This window comes from Rhodococcus sp. IEGM 1354 (assembly GCF_030056855.1).
GTDB lineage: Bacteria > Actinomycetota > Actinomycetes > Mycobacteriales > Mycobacteriaceae > Rhodococcoides.
Genome location: NZ_JASHKT010000001.1, coordinates 781,817 through 797,092 on the forward strand (window position 1 = coordinate 781,817; position 15,276 = coordinate 797,092).

Genomic DNA, 15,276 nt, shown 5'->3' on the forward strand with positions numbered 1-15,276 from the left:
CAGGGAACTCGACACGGACAGACCGGTACGTTTTTGTCAGCGTCTGGCTCGGACTCCTCTCCATCCTCCCGCTGTCCGTACTACTGATCTACGAACTCGCGACGCGATAGTTCGACGAAAATCCCGGGCCGCAACTCGACCCGGGATTTTCGCTGTCCCGATCGGCACCGGATAGGTTGGTGTCCATGGATATCCGGGTGGCCGACCTTCGTCGACCTGCACTCATCGTCGTCGACGTGCAGGCCGGTTTCGAAAATTTGGAATTCTGGGGTCCGCGGGACAACTCGCAGTGCGAGAGCAATATTGTTGAGCTCGTTCAGTTCTGGCGGTCCAGGGCTTGGCCGGTGGTATTCGTTCAGCATGATTCCGACAATCCACAGTCGCCGTTGTCGCCGACGCAGGACGGGCATCGCTTCAAGGACATGCTCGACGGGATTCCGGATCTGCTCGTCCACAAACGCGTCAATTCGAGCTTCTACGGCACTCCCGATCTGGACGCATGGCTGCGCGGCGAGGACATCGACCAGGTGGTCATCTGCGGAATCACCACCAACCACTGCTGCGAGACCACCGCGAGGATGGCTGGGAACCTCGGCTACGACACCTACTTCGTCATTGACGCGACGCACACCTTCGATCGCGTCGCGCCCGACGGGACTGTCGTACCCGCCGCAACACTGTCGGCCATCACGGCCACCAACCTGCACGGCGAGTTCGCGACGGTGATCAAAACGAAAGACATAACTTCCCACTGACGTCGCCCAATTTGATACCGTTCGGTATGGCCGATCGGGGAGCAGTAGCAGGGCTCGCGGGACCCATTGTGCTGCTGTATCTGGGGTACTTCGCGTCGATCCCGACTCTCTCGTCGCTGGTCCACGGGGTCTTCGACCCTCGAATAGATTGGGCCGACACGGGTTTCGGTGAAGTGTTGCTGTTCTCGTTCCTGGTCGTGGGCGGTCTCGCCGCGTGTGTTGCGGCAGTTCGCACACTGGCCGACTCACCGAAGTTCCCCGGAATCGTCGTCACACCGGGGTCGTCGATCGGGCGGAAAGTCGACGCGGTGGTGGTGACACTGATCGCGTACGCCGTCGTTGTTCTGGTGTTCGCGACCGCTACCGCATCAGCCGGATTCCTGGTGCCGCTCATTGCGGCGTGGGCTTGCTCCAACACGATTCGGAACTATCGCGAACTGAAGAGTCGACGTCGAGCGTCCGCAACATAGCCCATGAACACCGTGCTGATACTGATGCTGATGCTCTGGTTCGTCGCGTTTGCGTACGCGGCATCCGTCGGATTCCGTGGCAGGGCAACGCATCCCGACTACTACGGTGCACGAGTGTCGGACACGGTGAAATCGACACCCCGACTGCGTGCACGAGCCAATCGATCGGTCGGGATCTGGTGCACGGTCAGTTCCATGATGGCTGTGGTGCCAATCGTATGGATCGGCTCCGAGTTCCACCGTGAAAGAACGACTTGGGAGCTGGCCGGTCTGGCTGTTTACGTCTTCGTCGTCGTGGTGGTGGGGGGTTACCCGCTGGAGAAGATCAAGAAGTCGTGACGTTCGGAAGGTCCAACAACGCGAATGCGGCCTTCAATTGTGCTCGGGCTGCGTCGACTTCGGAGGTGTTGCCCGCAAGATGGCGGAGCAAGGCGCGTTGGAAGATCCCGTCGAGCAGGATGTAGGCGGAGGGGCGGTCGAGGGCCGATTCGGTGCCGCGTAGTTCGCAGTACTTCGTCACCACGCGCCGGATCATGTCTTCTCGACGTTGCTCGATGTCCGGGACGTCGAGTGACGCTTCCTCGCCTCGGACTGCGCAACATGGATCACGGGCAGTCACTACATTCTGGACGGCGGCCTCTCGGCGTCCCTGGTGTAGAGCTCGGAGCTCCCCGTCAGCCGAGGGCGACGGGGAGCAGGCCGGGTCGCGTCCGAGATGCGATGTCGGCCAACGCACCCTCCAGCGTCGGGTATCGGAAGTCGAACCCACTGTCGGTCAATACCTGCGGCTCGACCCACCGACTCTTGAGGACCAGCTCGGGTTCGGTTCGGATCACCCGTGCGCCCAGCTTCAGCAGCCATGCCGGCGTCGCCAGTCCGTGATCGCGACCGAGAGCAGACCGAACCTGGTGCATCAGAACCTCGTTGGTCACCGGGAACGGTGTCGCCACGTTGACAGGTCCGGCGATGTCCGAGGTGGCGTACAGATGGTCGAGAGTCCGAGCGACATCATCGACGTGCACCCAGCTGAACATCTGGCCGCCATCGCCCATGCGGCCAACTAAACCCACTCGCGCCAGATCGATGATGGGGTTGATCGCCCCACCGCCTGCGCCCAACACGATCGACAACCGCAGTGCCACTCGGCGAATCGACACGTCGGCGTCGAACAGTTCGCGCTCCCACGACCTGGCCACCTCGACCGAGAAGCCCGATCCCAGTTCGCCGTCCCGTTCGCTCATCGACCTGTCGCGGGCATCGCGATAGATGGTTCCGGTGCTCGCGTTGACCCACAGCGCCGGCGGATTCTGCGCTTGTGCCAAGGCACGCCCGAGCTGGGCTGTCGTCTGAATTCGCGACGACATGATCGCGTCGGCGTTGGCCTTGTTGTAGCGACAGCTCACCGAGCGGCCGGCGAGGTTGACCACCAGATCGGACCCGTTCAGGACCTCGACGAGACCGCGATGGTCGGACCATGGTGCATCGCTGGACGATCCGCGTCCGACCGTCCTGACGCCGATGCCGCGGTCCTCGTAGTAGCTACGCAGATACCCGCCGATGTAGCCGGAGGCACCGCACAGGACGACGGTCGATGGTGAATCGGTCATCGGCTCGATCCTTCTGGTGAGGTCATTCGTTTCAGGAGACCGGCGACATCGGCTACCAGGCCGCGCGCGACCGGGAGACGGGCGAGACGAACCGCCTTGGATACGACGGGTACGAGCCCGTCGACCAGCATGCGGGTGCGAGCCTGGTCGTCGGACGAATCGGTGACCCAATGCAGCGTGACGCCCATGTAGATCATCCAGAGCAGCTGCGGGAGTGCGTCGTTCAGCGAGGCGGGCACCTTCTGTTTCGACGCATCCAGCGTCGTGCGCATCAGATCGATGGCCATGGCTCTGGCATCGGACGATTCCTCGGAGAACGGACTGGAGCTGGACCTCGTCGGCAGGGCCAGCTGGAGGAACGCGCCACCGAACGCGTGATACGGCGTCAGCACGTCCAAGCCGGAATGCAGTACCGCCGCGAGATTCTCCGACAACGACCCGCCCTGGGTGATGACCCGTTCCGCACGTTCGCGGTGATCGCGCTGGATCACCACGTACAGCTCGTTGACGAGTTCGTCCTTGCCGGCGAAGTAGTAGTACGCATTGCCCAGCGACACGCCGGCCTCGTCGGCGATCCGGCGCATGGTGGTGGCCTGGAACCCCTCCTCGCGGAACAGCCGAAGAGCTACTTCGACCAGCTTGTCGCGCGTCTCGGATGTGCGGGCCATGCGGTCACCTCGTTTCTGAACGTGTTCAAAAAGGACCGTAGACCTCTTTTTGAACATGTTCAAGAGCCGTGGCCCGGCGCTGACCGGGATACTCGACGCATGCTCAGACGAATGGGGACCTCGCTGATCGGAGGCAAGGGGGCTCAGTGGGTACAAGCGCTGAACGCGCGGCATCCGTGGAGTCACAACGACTACTTTCACAGTTGGATTCTCGCCAACCTGCCGAGCCGACGATGCCAGGCAATCGACGTGGGTTGTGGCCGTGGCGGTCTCGTGCGCTCTCTCGCAACATATTTCGATCACGTCACCGGAGTCGACATCGACTCCGGCATGCGCCGCCGCACAGGTCTTGCGTGCACCGATGTCACCAACGTGACCGTCACCGAACGCCAACTGGACTCCTGGGCAGACGAATCCGTCGATCTGATCACGATGATCGCCGTTCTCCACCACCTCGACCTCGACGACACGCTCCGCCAGGTCGAGCGGGTTCTCGCGCCGAACGGCCGGCTGCTCGTCGTAGGTATGGCTGCGCCGCGGAGCCCACGAGATCTGCTGTGGGACGCAGTATCCATCGTGACCAATCCGCTGATCGGCTTCGTCGGCCATCCCTGGCCGAGCCCAGCGGGAAAGCAGCCGGCACCCTTCCCGGTCAAGGACCCGGTGCTCAGTTTCGACGAAGTGAAGCAATCGGTCGACGCGACGCTGCCCGGGGCGACGATGCGACATCGCGTCGGATTCAGGCACACCATCGAATGGTCGAAGCCGGGGTGATCGAAAGGCTCTCTGCTCTGAGCAGAATCGCCGACCCTCCACGGAATCGGGGCTTAGGCTCCGATCATGGGCGAGGTCATACGAATCGATGAGCGCCGAGCAGCACGCGCAGTGGAACCGCTGTGGCGTGAGGTGGTCGGCCGCCGGCTGCGCGAGCGCAGACACTCCCGCGGCGACACTCTCGCCGACACGGCGGCGCGCGCAGGCATTGCGCCGCAATATCTTTCGGAGCTCGAACGCGGCCGCAAGGACCCGTCGAGTGAGATCCTTGCGGCCGTCGTCGGGGCACTCGGCACCTCGATGGCCGAAATTTCAGGTCTTGCGCATCACGACCTGTCGCGCGGCAATGCCACGTTGATGGCGGCCTGACGTCGTCCCTCCAAGACCTGATCGACCAGGCCGTACTGCAGCGCCGACGGTGCCGTCAACACCAGGTCGCGGTCGGTGTCGTGCCGAATCTTCGCCGCATCGCGTCCAGTGTGTTTTGCCAGAATCATCTCCATTTCGGCGCGGACCCTGACGATCTCGTCGGCAGCGAGAATGAGATCGGGAATGGTGCCTCGCCCCTGCGCAGCGGGCTGATGCAAGACCACCCGACTGTGCGTCAACGCCGAACGTCGTCCCGGCGCACCGGCGGCGAGCAGCACCGCGCCGGCCGCCACTGCCTGCCCCACACATGTTGTGGCGACAGGGGATCCGATGAACTGCATCGTGTCGTAGATTGCCAACATGGCGGCAGTATCGCCGCCCTCGCAGTTGATGTACATGGAGATTTCCTGATCGGGGGAATCGGCCTCGAGATGGAGTAACTGCGCGATCATCGCATTCGCAACACCGGCATCCAATGCGGTACCGAGGTACACGATGCGTTCGCTGAGCAGATGCGAATAGACGTCGACGACGCGTTCGCCGCGCGAATCACGGGTGACGACATTGGGAATGGTGTACGTACTCATCGGGCCATCTCCATCCCGAACGACACCCGACGCGCAGGCATGACCTGATCGAACGAACTGACGATGGCGTCGACGAACCCGTAGTCGCGCGCGGCGTCCGCGGTGAACCAACGATCGTGCAAGGAGTCGTCGAATATTTGCTCTCGTGTCTGCCCGGTGTCGTCGGCGATGAGGCCGAGCACCGTATCGCGGGTATGGCGAAGATCGTTGGCCTGCACCTCCACTTCGACAGCAGAACCGTCGATGCCGGACGAGCCCTGGTGCATCAGAATCCGCGAATGCGGTAGCGCGTAGCGCTTTCCGTGTGTTCCCGACGACAGCAGGAATTGACCGGCGCTGCAGGCCAATCCGAGTGCCAACGTCGAGACGTCGCAGGGAATCAAATGCATCACGTCACGGATGGCGAGCATGGCAGGAACCGATCCGCCAGGGGAGTGAATCCACAGGGCGATATCGGCCGACGGGTTCTCGGCCGCCATCGTCAACAGGTTGGTGGTGAGGACGGTGCCGTTGTCGTCGTCGAGTGGGCCGTCGAGCACGAGGATTCGATGACGTAGGAGTCGGTCGCGGAGTTCGGGTGGGAACATTCGGGGTGTCTCGCTCATGATTCGAGTGTGAACTCCAATAGCGCTGTGTGCCAACGATTCTGCTGTCGGCAGCGACGCTGCTCAGAGCTGCGCGACGCTCGAGGGACAATGGAGGCATGACCACACTCGAATTCTCCGATTCCGTCGTCGTCGCCGCATCGCCCGAGGATGTCTATGCCGTCGTATCCGACGTCACCCGAACAGGTGAATGGAGCCCGATCTGCCAGGAATGCCGGTGGAACGAACCCGACGGTGGCGGTGTGGGATCGACGTTCACCGGACGCAACGTCACTCCCGACCGCACTTGGGAAACGGTCTCGACCGTCGCAGCGGCCGAGCCCGGACGCGAATTCGCGTGGGTCGTCGGCGACAACTTCGTGCGCTGGGGATACACACTCGAAGCGGTGGACGGCGGAACCCGACTGACCGAGAACTGGAACTTCCTGCCCGACGGCATCGCCTTCTTCCACCGCAAATTCGGAGACTCCGCGCAGGAGCAAATCGACACCCGTTGCAAGGCCGCGCTCGACGGCATTCCGCGCACCCTGGCGGCCATCAAGCGCATCATCGAATCGGAGTCCTGACAGGTAGGTGCGCTGGCTGTCCACTTTTCGCGTCGGCGCGCGGGATTCCGCCCGTCGACGCGAATTGTGGACACTCAGCCCTGTAGTCGCGCCTATTCTGTGCCGATGACGTCGACGGTTCTTCAACTGACCACGGTCCTCGAGCCTCGCGGCCCAGCGGCTGCGATCGTGCTGACCGACGCCCAGGTCGCCTCACTCGGCAGCACCAAGACGCCGCCGGTGCGGTTCACGATCGGTGGGCAGACGGTGGCAGGACGCATCGGGCGCATGGGCGGGGAGAACCTGCTGGGCCTGAACAAGAGTGTGCGCACGACGCTCGGAGTCGAGGCCGGCGACACCGTCGACTTGACCATCGAACTCGACGACGAACCGCGCACCGTCGAGCTACCGGCCGAGCTCGCCACCGCACTCGACGCCGAGCCTGCGGTGCGCGCAGCATTCGACGCACTGTCTCCGTCGAAGAGGAAAGAACACGCAGGATCGGTCGCCGACGCCAAGCGCGCCGACACCCGTGACCGTCGCATCGCGTCGATCATCGAGGCTCTTCGGCCCTGACGTTCTTCCCGGTATGGGGGCGCGTGCCAGCGTCGACGGTGGCAGTGCGCGCTCACACCACCGTCGCGGGTCTGTTCGATGCGACGACCTCCGTCGACCTGTCCGCCGCAGACAGCCGCGCGAGAATATCCACAGCCGAGGTGATGTCGGGAAGTGAACGAGTGAAGGGAATGCGTTGACGGTCGTCGAACGCATATCCCGTGCCGAATCGTAGTCCGGGTGCCAGCAGCAAGCCGTGAGACTGAGCTTCGGCGACGAGTGCGCTGGATCGACGACCGTCGGGCAGGGAACACCACAATGCCAGGCCTCCATCCGGAACACGAAAGTGCCAATCAGGCAACCGGTCTCGCATCAGCGCAACGGTGTGATCACGTGCGACTCTGGATATGTCGGCGCGCACTCGGCGTACCTCGTCGTACTTGCCCATCAACTCGACCGCAGCGAGTTGATCGAGAATGGACGTCGAAAGTTGGCGTCGCGCATACGTGGCGGCAATTCTGGCCAGTAGCCCTGACTCGGCGCGAACCCAGCCGACTCGCAGCCCACCCCACACTGTCTTGCTCGTCGACCCGATCGTCACCGTCGCAATATCCGGCGTTGCCGCCCCGAAGGGTTCGATATCGGGCGACCCGTCGAGGGACAGGTCCGCTGCTACCTCGTCGACGATGGTCAGTACTGCGTGCCGGTGCATCGTTGCGGACAGCTGTCGGCGGGTGCCCAGGGGGAGTCGAGCTCCCGATGGATTCGAGAAGTCGGGCATGAAATAGGCCAGGGTCGGTGCGCTTTGACGTGCGGCCCGGTCTGCGGCAGGCACGAACGCCTCGGTGTCGTCCGGGTCGATGGGGACTGGGATGCATCGGCCGCCGAGTGAGTGGACGAGTTCGACGACACCCGGATACGTCGGGTGCTCGACCAACACGCGGGCACCCGGCTCGGTGAATGTCGCCAACACCGCATGGATGGCGTCGGTGGCACCGGAAGTGACGAGGATGTTCTCGGCCGTGGTCGACACTCCGCGCCCCCGGTAGTAGGCGGCGATCGATTCACGGAGCTCGAACAGTCCGGACGGGGCATAACCGCCCGTGGCGAATCGGCCCTGAATCCTCTGGGCCGCAACGCAGTACGCATCGGCAAGCAGGGGAGAGGCCGACGGTGACGCATTGACGAATTCCATTGTCGCAGTGTCGCGGTCGCCGGCAAGTGAACTCCAGGCCGGCATCGACCCCGTCGGGGAAACGTATGTGCCCGAGCCCCGTTGGGCGCTGATCCAGCCACCTTCACGGAGGTGGCGATAGGCCGACGCCACCGTGACCCGACTGACGTCCAGACTGATCGAGAGCGCCCGCTCGGCGGGTAGCCGCGTCTGAGCCGACACCTCGCCGTTCTCGATCAACCGCCGCAACTCGTCGGCGATCTCGAGGTAGAGCGGACCACCGGATCTGTTGCGCAGCGTCGACGGGCCGATGCGTGCTGCCAACTCCGGGGCCGAGATCGCTGTGGCGTCGAACGAGTCCATGCAGTCCACTGTCCCACACTGGACTGAACTATTCACGGTAAAACCAGTCCATTGTTGTCGCATGATCGCAATTGGAGCTGTATTGGCCTTGTCTCTGGTCGGCGCGGGATGGACCGTGGTGGCACTGAGGGAGGGAGGGAGAAGTGCGCCGACGGGCCCTCCGCGCAGTCGTGTCGACGTCGACTGACCTGGCTGTGCTTCGGCAAACGCGCGCGCATTCGTCAGACGCGTTCGAATTTGCTCCCGATTCGAGGCCTATTTTGCTCGCACCTGGCAAACGCGCGCGCGTTTGCGAGATCAGCGGGGGTGGAGAGGCGCGCGCGTTTGCGAGATCAGCGCGCGTTGGCGAGATCAGACGGGGCAAAGGGGCGAGGGCGAACTATGGGCGCTGAGGTCAGTTGCCGTCGGCGATGGAGTCGATGAACGGGGACAGCAGCAGGGCGAGATCGTCTGCGGCAGAGGCGACATCGTCGGGCGGCTCGGGAATGTAGCTCAGGGCCAGGCGCACGATGGACTTGCTGATGACGTCGGCCTGTCGTGGACTTGCGCCCACCCATCCACGCTGAAATGTCTCCGCCAGACGCTCGCCCGCACGGTCGATCAGCACCTCACTGTCGGTGGTGATCAGGCGCAGAAGATCCTCCGGCGCGTCGCCGCTGTGCAGAGATCGGACGAGTGGATCCAGACCGCTCAGCTCGAAGAACGACGAAAAGCCCTGTCTCAGAGCGGCCGACGCATCGTTCTCGTGTTGGTACAGCGCGGTCTCGCACATCGCGACGAACGCGTCCGTCAATCTGATCGCATACCCCTGCGCGACGCCGCGTCGCGAACCGAACTCGTTGTACAGACTCTGCCTGCTCAACCCCGCGGCCTTGGCGATGTGGCTCATCGTGACGTTGCGCCAGTTGCGCTCGTGCAACAACTCGCGCAGCGCATCGAGCGCCACATCGCGCGCCAGAGTGGACGCGGCTTCACGGTATCGACCGGGAGTCGACGTCTGTTCGGCGGCGGGCATGAACACGACTCTATCGAACGACCGCATGTGGCCTGTCCAGCCAACCTTCTTCGAGACTGTTCCGATCGACGGGGCCCGCGCTCGCGATGAGGGTGCGAACCTGCCGGATGTCCTTGGGATGTCCCACCCCGATTGCCCCGACGAGCCTGGCGTCGCGCACCGCGCAGGCCGTGAACCGACGGCTTTCGATGGAGCCGCGCACCACGACGTACTCGTCGTGTGCATCGGTCCACCCCGCGAATTGCAGGTTGACGCCGTGCTGCATGGACCATCCCCACGGGACATCGAGATCACCGACGTCGAGACCGAGGATGGATCGCGCCGCCCGGGTGGCTTGGTCGATCGCTCCGTTCCAGTGCTCACTCCGATACGTCCCGCCCAGTACCGAGTTGGGAACTTCGGCGACGTCGCCCGCGGCGTAGACGTTCGGTCTCGACGTACGCATGCTGGCGTCCACCAGGATTCCCGACGCGGTCTCGAGGCCCATGTCCGCAGCGAGCTCGGTGTTGGCGACCGAGCCGACGGACACCAGCACGGTGCCCGCAGACCATGAACGACCGTCCGCGGAGGTTGCGAGAACAGTGCCGTCGGCCAGCTTCTCCAGGCCGGTCACAGCGACGTCGGTGTGCATCGTTATGCCGTTGTCGGCATGCAGGTCTCGGTACATCTGCGAGATCGCGGCCGGTGCGATCCGGTTCAGCGGAGCCGATGCCGCCTCCAACACCGTGACCTCGGCACCGAGCGATCGTGCCGCTGCCGCCGCCTCGCACCCGATCAGTCCGCCGCCGATCACCAGCAGTGATCTCGTTCGGACGATGTCGGCCTGCAGCGGAGCGACATCGGCAGCGCTTCGGAGGGTGAACGCGTGCGCCGCCCCCGGTATGTCGAGTTGGCGTGCACGAGAACCGGTTGCCAGCAGCAGTGCGTCGTACGGGACCGGAACGCCCTCGTTCAGATGCACCTCGGAATCGGTGACGGCGGTAGCCGTGACGCCTGTGCGAACATCGACCCCGTCGATGGCTGCACCGAGCTGGACCTGATCGACCGATTTCGTACCCAGCAGCAGCTCCTTGGAGACAGCCGGTCGACGGTAGGTGGTATCCGATTCGCTACCGACGATCGTGATGGATCCGGTGAAGCCCTCGGCGCGAAGCACTGTGGCGGCGGTGTGTCCGGCGGCCCCGGTGCCGACGATCACGACGTTGCCGGGTTGGCGAGCGGTCACCCGCGCTCGACCTCGACCATCTCGAAATCGGCCTTGGCTGCACCGCAGTCGGGGCACGACCAGTCGTCGGGAATGTCGTCCCAGCGCGTGCCGGGTTCGATGCCGTCCTCCGGCCAGCCGAGCTCTTCGTCGTACTCGAATCCGCACTGCACACAGCGGTATAGCTTCATTTCTTGCTCCTGAAGTCGATTTTCTCTCGGACGCCGCAGTCGGGGCACGGCCACTCGTCGGGTACCTCGGACCACGGAGTTCCGGCCGGAAAGCCCTCACGCGGTGCGCCCGCGGTCTCGTCGTAGACGAACTCGCAGACCGGGCACTCGTAGGCCGCCATCACTTCGCTCCGTACGCGGCGAGGATCTTCTCCCGCTTGGACGGTTGGATGTTGACCTTCGTGATGTCGCCGTCGTAGTGATCGAGAACGCGGTGATCCATCACCTTGCGCCACACGGGCGGGAAGTAGGCCAGCGAGATCATGCTTGCGTAACCGCTCGGCAGGTTGGGTGCTCCGTCCATGCTGCGCAGAGTCTGGTAGCGCCGGGTGGGGTTGGCATGGTGATCACTGTGTCGCTGAAGGTGATACAGGAAGATGTTGGTCACGATGTGATCGGAGTTCCAGCTGTGCTCGGGGGTGCATCGCTCGTAACGGCCGTTGTCCTTCTTCTGGCGCTGCAGGCCGTAGTGCTCGAGGTAGTTGACCGTTTCGAGCAGCGAAAAGCCGTAGATTGCCTGAACGACCAAGAACGGCAACACGATCGGGCCGAACACAACGGCAAGGACCGTGTAGAGGACGACGGACATCAGCCACGCGTTGAGTACATCGTTGTGAATACTCCACGTGCTCTTGCCCAGTCGCTCCATGCGAGTCTTCTCGAGTTCCCAGGACGACCGCAGGCTTCCCCACACGCTGCGGGGGAGGAAGGCCCAGAAGCTCTCACCGAACTTCGAACTCGCCGGATCCTCGGGAGTAGCGACGCGCACATGGTGACCGCGGTTGTGTTCGATGTAGAAGTGGCCGTAGAACGTCTGTGCCAGAGTGATTTTCGACAGCCAGCGCTCGAGGTCGTCCTTCTTGTGACCGAGCTCGTGCGCGGTGTTGATGCCGACGCCGCCCATGACACCGATGCTGATGGCCAGGCCGATCTTCGAGAGCAGACCCAGGCCGCCGTCGATGCCGAGCCACGAGAGGTTGTCGGCGGACCAGAGGTAGCAGGCGAACACCAGGCTCGCGAGCTGGAACGGAATGTAGGCATACGTGCAGTAGCGGTAGTACTTGTCTTCCTCGAGCGCCTTCATCACCTCGTCGGGCGGGTTGTCGCCGTCGGGGCCGAAGAACCGGTCGAGGATCGGGAGCAATCCGTAGACGAGCAGCGCACCGATCCACCACCAGACCGGTGCCACGGCATTCCAGCCGAGCTGGTTGAAAGACCACACCAGGCCGGTTGCCAGAAACACCGCCGTCGGCGGGATCAGGCCCATGAGCCAGAGGTATCGCTTGCGGTCGTGCCACTCGTCGACGGGCACCTGTGCCTGATCGTCGACATTCGATGCCGTCATCGTCACTCCTCGTGTAGGGCGGATCACTGTGTCGTGGACAATACGCGCAATTTGTATCCTGTGTGTACAAATCAAGAGCTTTGTACATCGGGCGGATGGATTGTTGCGGCAGTCACAGCGTCACCGTTTGGTCGAATCGGCCTGCTATCTTCCGACTCGTTGTGATCGGTCACGAATGGTCACGGCAGTCGCAGGTCCGTCTGTATCCCGTCGGGGGTACTTCACATCAGGAGTAGTTATGGACGCATTCATCGCCAAGATCATCGTCGACGTCATCCTCGGGCTCATCGGCAGCGGAAGTGCCGAGAGCGGCAGCACCGCAGTGAGCGCAATCCTCGGATCCTGACCCGAAAGGGCTGCGTCGGCGAGAATGCCGGCGCAGCCCGCCGAGCGTCTGCGACGAAGCGGTAGGAGTGAACGCGGGGCATCGCCGCACACGCTCGATGGCGAACGGCTAGAAGCGGCCCTCGGCGATGGCGAGTACGACGAGAGCGATCGCCGCGATAATGAGTATTGCTAAGAGTGCCAACTGGATTGGGCTGGTCGAGCCTGGCGGCCGAACGCCGTTCGGACCCCTTTTCTGGAGCATGGCACAGACTGTAGGTCACTTCTCGGGTTTGTGCACAAGTTGGATGGTACAAACCGGCGAATGTGCCGTTATGGTTCGCACACCTGTTCGATAAGGAGTAGAGTTCGAGTCGGTGGAGCGAGGAGGGAAGCCTTGCTCCACCGCTCCTACATATGACACCCGAGCGAGTGGACGGTGACGGCGATGGACGACGTGTTGCGCAAGGTAGCGGAGCTCAAAGCGCTGGTCGCCGAGCTCGAGGCCCTCGACCGCCAACGCGTCGGGATGGGGGACCGGTTGGTCGATCTCGAACATTACTTTCGCCGAGCGGGTTGCCCCGAACTGTCACAGCAGGCACTCGACGCGTTCGTCGGCACTTACGCCGGACGAGTGCTCGAATTGGCGGACGGTATGCGCGGGTAGCACCTGCCCGAGACATCTGCTGTTCGCGAACCAGACGGTATCTTCTGTGGTTCACTGGTTCATCCAAGTCGGGACACGAGGAAAGCCGCTCGAGATACGTGAACATTCTGCGCGAATGGTGGGCACTTCCAGTCGACTACGGATGGAACGTTGCCTTCGCGCGCTCGCAGCAGGCGCTCGAGATCACCAAGATCCTCATCGGCGTCTGGTGCTGGCTGTTCGGCGCGGCGGCGGCCATCGGATTGGTGGTGCCGGGCCTCGCCGAAAGCAGTCTGGGTACGGCTGCACTGTGGTTCACCGTCGCCACGACAGTCCCGGTCGGGGTCGCCTGGTGGGTCGGTGGCTGGCCGAGCTGGCAGATGTCGATCGCCTTCGTCTTCTACGCCGACGCCGTCCTCGCGGCCGTGGTGCTCACCATCGGTGTTCCGACGACGGTTCTGCCGACCGTCGCCCTGTTCACCGTCATCGGCAGTTACGTCGTGGGGTTCCACGGTCCCAAGTTGCTCACTGCTCACTACGGCTTCGCCTTGGTCACGACCGCTGTGCTGTACGGCTCGGCCTTGGTGGCCGAACCCGAACTTCGGTTACTGGCCACGGTCTACCTGGTGATCTTGATACTGGTGATGTTCTCGGCACCACTGATCGTGCACACGTTCATGATGATGCTGCGACGCGATGCCACCGGCGCGTTCTACGACCCCCTCACCGGGTTGCAGAACAGGCGGGGATTCGACGCGGCGATCGGGAACCTGCGACTACGGCCGGGATCAGCAACCGGAATGACGGCCGTGGTGATGGACATCGACAACTTCAAGGCCGTCAACGACCGATACGGCCATCTGCAGGGAGACGCCGTGATCCGGCTGGCGGCTTCCCGCATCCTCGACGTGTTTCCGGCACCCGCCATCACCGTTCGGCTCGGCGGCGAGGAGTTCGCGGTCATCGCCCTCGATGATCGCGCCTCGGTCGTCGCCAGCGCAGAGGTACTACGAATTCGACTGTGCAACGCCACCGATCGCTCCCCGCTGACCGCCTCGATAGGCGTCGCGCATGCAGTTGTCGACGCGCGAGAGACGCGTACCGCAGTGGAAGAGTTGCTGGGTCGCGCGGACCGGGCGATGTACCGGGCCAAGGGGCTCGGCGGCGACCGCGTCGCCCTGTCGGAGGGCGAGCCCCGATCGCCGCGTCCGGCCGGCGAGCCGCACTGACGAGCGACGGCGTCGACCGATCCCACTTCTGGAACCGGTCGACGCCGTCGGCGGAGTCGAAAGGTCTTGCTAGAGAGCAACCTTGGCTGCAATGGCCTGCTGTGTTCCGACGTCGAAGACCGGGTTGGTCAGGTGCACGTCGAGGGTGTTGTTGGGGCCGGCGATAAGACCGTTGAGTAACGAGGTGTACGTGCCGCAGTTCTGGAACTGAGGAATCGTGTACGTGCCCTTCACGTGCGTGTCGGCCTCGTTGTTCTGGATCAGATCGATCGCGTCGAGGGCACCGGTCAGATTGGCGGTGGTCTCGCTGGTGACGCAGTTGCTACCCGGGGGAATCAGGTCGAGTGCCGCCGACCCGGACGATCCGGTTCCGCCGATGCCGAGGGGCTTGACGGAGTCGATGCGAATCTTGAAGCTCTGCGCGACATCGAGCTCCAATTGCGGTGCTTCGGCGGGACCGCCGGCTGCAATGGTGCCGGAGACGGGCGTGGCGTCGACGATCGAGATGGTGAAGTTGGCGAGCGTCGCCGGGCCGAGCTTCAGATCGGCCGACGCCTGCGGCAAGGCGAGAGTGCCGGTCACCGTTCCGCCGACGAGGTCGACGTCGGTGGCCAGATCGGTGGTCGGGAAGACCACCGGCTGACCGGTTTTCGCGATCACGGTCGTCGTGTCGGCCTGGAACGTGATGGGCAGGGTGTCAGCGGCATTGGCCGGGCCGGCGACCAAGGTCGCCAAAGCGACACTCGACGCCAAGGCCGTCGCGGTGACGACGGCTTTGTTGCGGATCTTCACGTGCTCTCCTGAATGTTGT

At 63.6% G+C, this 15,276-nt stretch carries 21 protein-coding genes; 9 read left to right on the forward strand and 12 right to left on the reverse strand.

The features are described from left to right. The first annotated feature begins 185 nt into the window (after positions 1-185). The 3 genes from QM588_RS03900 to QM588_RS03910 are packed head-to-tail and all read left to right on the forward strand — an operon-like array spanning position 186 to position 1,564. Positions 186-755, forward strand: a complete 570-nt coding sequence (locus QM588_RS03900) for a cysteine hydrolase family protein (RefSeq protein WP_283311589.1) — start codon at positions 186-188, stop codon at positions 753-755. A 26-nt stretch (positions 756-781) separates the two neighbouring features. Further along, positions 782-1,225 carry a hypothetical protein gene (locus QM588_RS03905; protein WP_094643389.1) on the forward strand — a complete coding sequence of 148 codons (444 nt, stop codon included), beginning with the start codon at positions 782-784 and terminating at the stop codon, positions 1,223-1,225. 3 nt (positions 1,226-1,228) lie between these two features. Continuing rightward, entirely contained in the window at positions 1,229-1,564 is a 336-nt protein-coding gene (locus QM588_RS03910; protein ID WP_283311593.1) for a hypothetical protein, read from the forward strand. Here the strand turns inward: QM588_RS03910 and QM588_RS03915 are convergent. The 3 genes from QM588_RS03915 to QM588_RS03925 are packed head-to-tail and all read right to left on the reverse strand — an operon-like array spanning position 1,551 to position 3,500. Beyond that, positions 1,551-1,844, reverse strand: coding sequence for a hypothetical protein (locus QM588_RS03915; protein WP_283311595.1), 294 nt, complete (start codon positions 1,842-1,844; stop codon positions 1,551-1,553). The genes QM588_RS03910 and QM588_RS03915 overlap by 14 nt on opposite strands. A gap of 55 nt (positions 1,845-1,899) precedes the next feature. Continuing rightward, the gene (locus tag QM588_RS03920) at positions 1,900-2,832 is read right to left on the reverse strand and encodes a TIGR01777 family oxidoreductase (protein ID WP_283311597.1); all 933 of its coding nucleotides are present in this window, start codon (positions 2,830-2,832) and stop codon (positions 1,900-1,902) included. Next, positions 2,829-3,500 carry a TetR/AcrR family transcriptional regulator gene (locus QM588_RS03925; RefSeq protein WP_283311599.1) on the reverse strand — a complete coding sequence of 224 codons (672 nt, stop codon included), beginning with the start codon at positions 3,498-3,500 and terminating at the stop codon, positions 2,829-2,831. The genes QM588_RS03920 and QM588_RS03925 overlap by 4 nt, the downstream gene beginning before the upstream one ends. 99 nt (positions 3,501-3,599) lie before the next feature. Between QM588_RS03925 and QM588_RS03930 the strand changes: the two genes are divergently transcribed. Together QM588_RS03930 and QM588_RS03935 are read left to right on the forward strand one after the other, a co-directional pair. Beyond that, positions 3,600-4,274 (forward strand): class I SAM-dependent methyltransferase, encoded by a 675-nt coding sequence (locus tag QM588_RS03930; RefSeq protein ID WP_283311600.1) that lies wholly within the window; start codon positions 3,600-3,602, stop codon positions 4,272-4,274. Positions 4,275-4,340: 66 nt separating this feature from the next. Beyond that, the gene (locus tag QM588_RS03935) at positions 4,341-4,643 is read left to right on the forward strand and encodes a helix-turn-helix domain-containing protein (protein WP_045841141.1); all 303 of its coding nucleotides are present in this window, start codon (positions 4,341-4,343) and stop codon (positions 4,641-4,643) included. Here the strand turns inward: QM588_RS03935 and QM588_RS03940 are convergent. After that, a complete protein-coding gene (locus QM588_RS03940) occupies positions 4,601-5,230 on the reverse strand; it encodes a ClpP family protease (protein WP_283311602.1) in 630 nt (209 codons plus the stop codon). The genes QM588_RS03935 and QM588_RS03940 overlap by 43 nt on opposite strands. Further along, positions 5,227-5,835 carry a ClpP family protease gene (locus QM588_RS03945; protein ID WP_283311604.1) on the reverse strand — a complete coding sequence of 203 codons (609 nt, stop codon included), beginning with the start codon at positions 5,833-5,835 and terminating at the stop codon, positions 5,227-5,229. The genes QM588_RS03940 and QM588_RS03945 overlap by 4 nt, the downstream gene beginning before the upstream one ends. Before the next feature lie 98 nt (positions 5,836-5,933). Here QM588_RS03945 and QM588_RS03950 point away from each other — a divergent pair, with 98 nt between their 5' ends. Beyond that, positions 5,934-6,401 carry an SRPBCC family protein gene (locus QM588_RS03950; RefSeq protein ID WP_283311606.1) on the forward strand — a complete coding sequence of 156 codons (468 nt, stop codon included), beginning with the start codon at positions 5,934-5,936 and terminating at the stop codon, positions 6,399-6,401. A 105-nt stretch (positions 6,402-6,506) separates the two neighbouring features. After that, complete coding sequence (locus tag QM588_RS03955) at positions 6,507-6,956, forward strand: YdeI/OmpD-associated family protein (RefSeq protein WP_283311608.1); 450 nt, start codon at positions 6,507-6,509, stop codon at positions 6,954-6,956. A gap of 52 nt (positions 6,957-7,008) precedes the next feature. Here QM588_RS03955 and yczR read toward each other — a convergent pair whose 3' ends face one another. The 6 genes from yczR to QM588_RS03985 form a co-directional block, all read right to left on the reverse strand. Continuing rightward, entirely contained in the window at positions 7,009-8,472 is a 1,464-nt protein-coding gene (yczR, locus tag QM588_RS03960; RefSeq protein WP_283311609.1) for an aminotransferase-like domain-containing protein, read from the reverse strand. A gap of 394 nt (positions 8,473-8,866) precedes the next feature. Then, a complete protein-coding gene (locus QM588_RS03965) occupies positions 8,867-9,487 on the reverse strand; it encodes a TetR/AcrR family transcriptional regulator (protein WP_283311611.1) in 621 nt (206 codons plus the stop codon). A 10-nt stretch (positions 9,488-9,497) separates the two neighbouring features. Next, entirely contained in the window at positions 9,498-10,712 is a 1,215-nt protein-coding gene (locus QM588_RS03970) for an NAD(P)/FAD-dependent oxidoreductase (RefSeq protein WP_283311613.1), read from the reverse strand. Further along, a complete protein-coding gene (locus QM588_RS03975; protein WP_027495558.1) occupies positions 10,709-10,882 on the reverse strand; it encodes a rubredoxin in 174 nt (57 codons plus the stop codon). The genes QM588_RS03970 and QM588_RS03975 overlap by 4 nt, the downstream gene beginning before the upstream one ends. Continuing rightward, a complete protein-coding gene (locus tag QM588_RS03980; RefSeq protein ID WP_283311615.1) occupies positions 10,879-11,043 on the reverse strand; it encodes a rubredoxin in 165 nt (54 codons plus the stop codon). The genes QM588_RS03975 and QM588_RS03980 overlap by 4 nt, the downstream gene beginning before the upstream one ends. Continuing rightward, positions 11,043-12,266, reverse strand: coding sequence for an alkane 1-monooxygenase (locus QM588_RS03985; RefSeq protein WP_283311616.1), 1,224 nt, complete (start codon positions 12,264-12,266; stop codon positions 11,043-11,045). Before QM588_RS03985 ends, QM588_RS03980 begins: the two co-directional genes overlap by 1 nt. A 772-nt stretch (positions 12,267-13,038) precedes the next feature. On the opposite strand from QM588_RS03985, the gene QM588_RS03990 reads away from it, so the two are divergent. Both QM588_RS03990 and QM588_RS03995 read left to right on the forward strand, forming a co-directional pair. Next, on the forward strand, positions 13,039-13,257 hold the full coding sequence (locus QM588_RS03990) for a hypothetical protein (RefSeq protein WP_027495561.1): 219 nt from the start codon (positions 13,039-13,041) through the stop codon (positions 13,255-13,257). A gap of 98 nt (positions 13,258-13,355) precedes the next feature. Then, a complete protein-coding gene (locus tag QM588_RS03995; protein WP_283311617.1) occupies positions 13,356-14,465 on the forward strand; it encodes a GGDEF domain-containing protein in 1,110 nt (369 codons plus the stop codon). Positions 14,466-14,534: 69 nt separating this feature from the next. Here the strand turns inward: QM588_RS03995 and QM588_RS04000 are convergent, their stop codons facing one another. Then, on the reverse strand, positions 14,535-15,257 hold the full coding sequence (locus QM588_RS04000) for a hypothetical protein (RefSeq protein WP_283311619.1): 723 nt from the start codon (positions 15,255-15,257) through the stop codon (positions 14,535-14,537). Between the last annotated feature and the right edge of the window lie 19 nt (positions 15,258-15,276).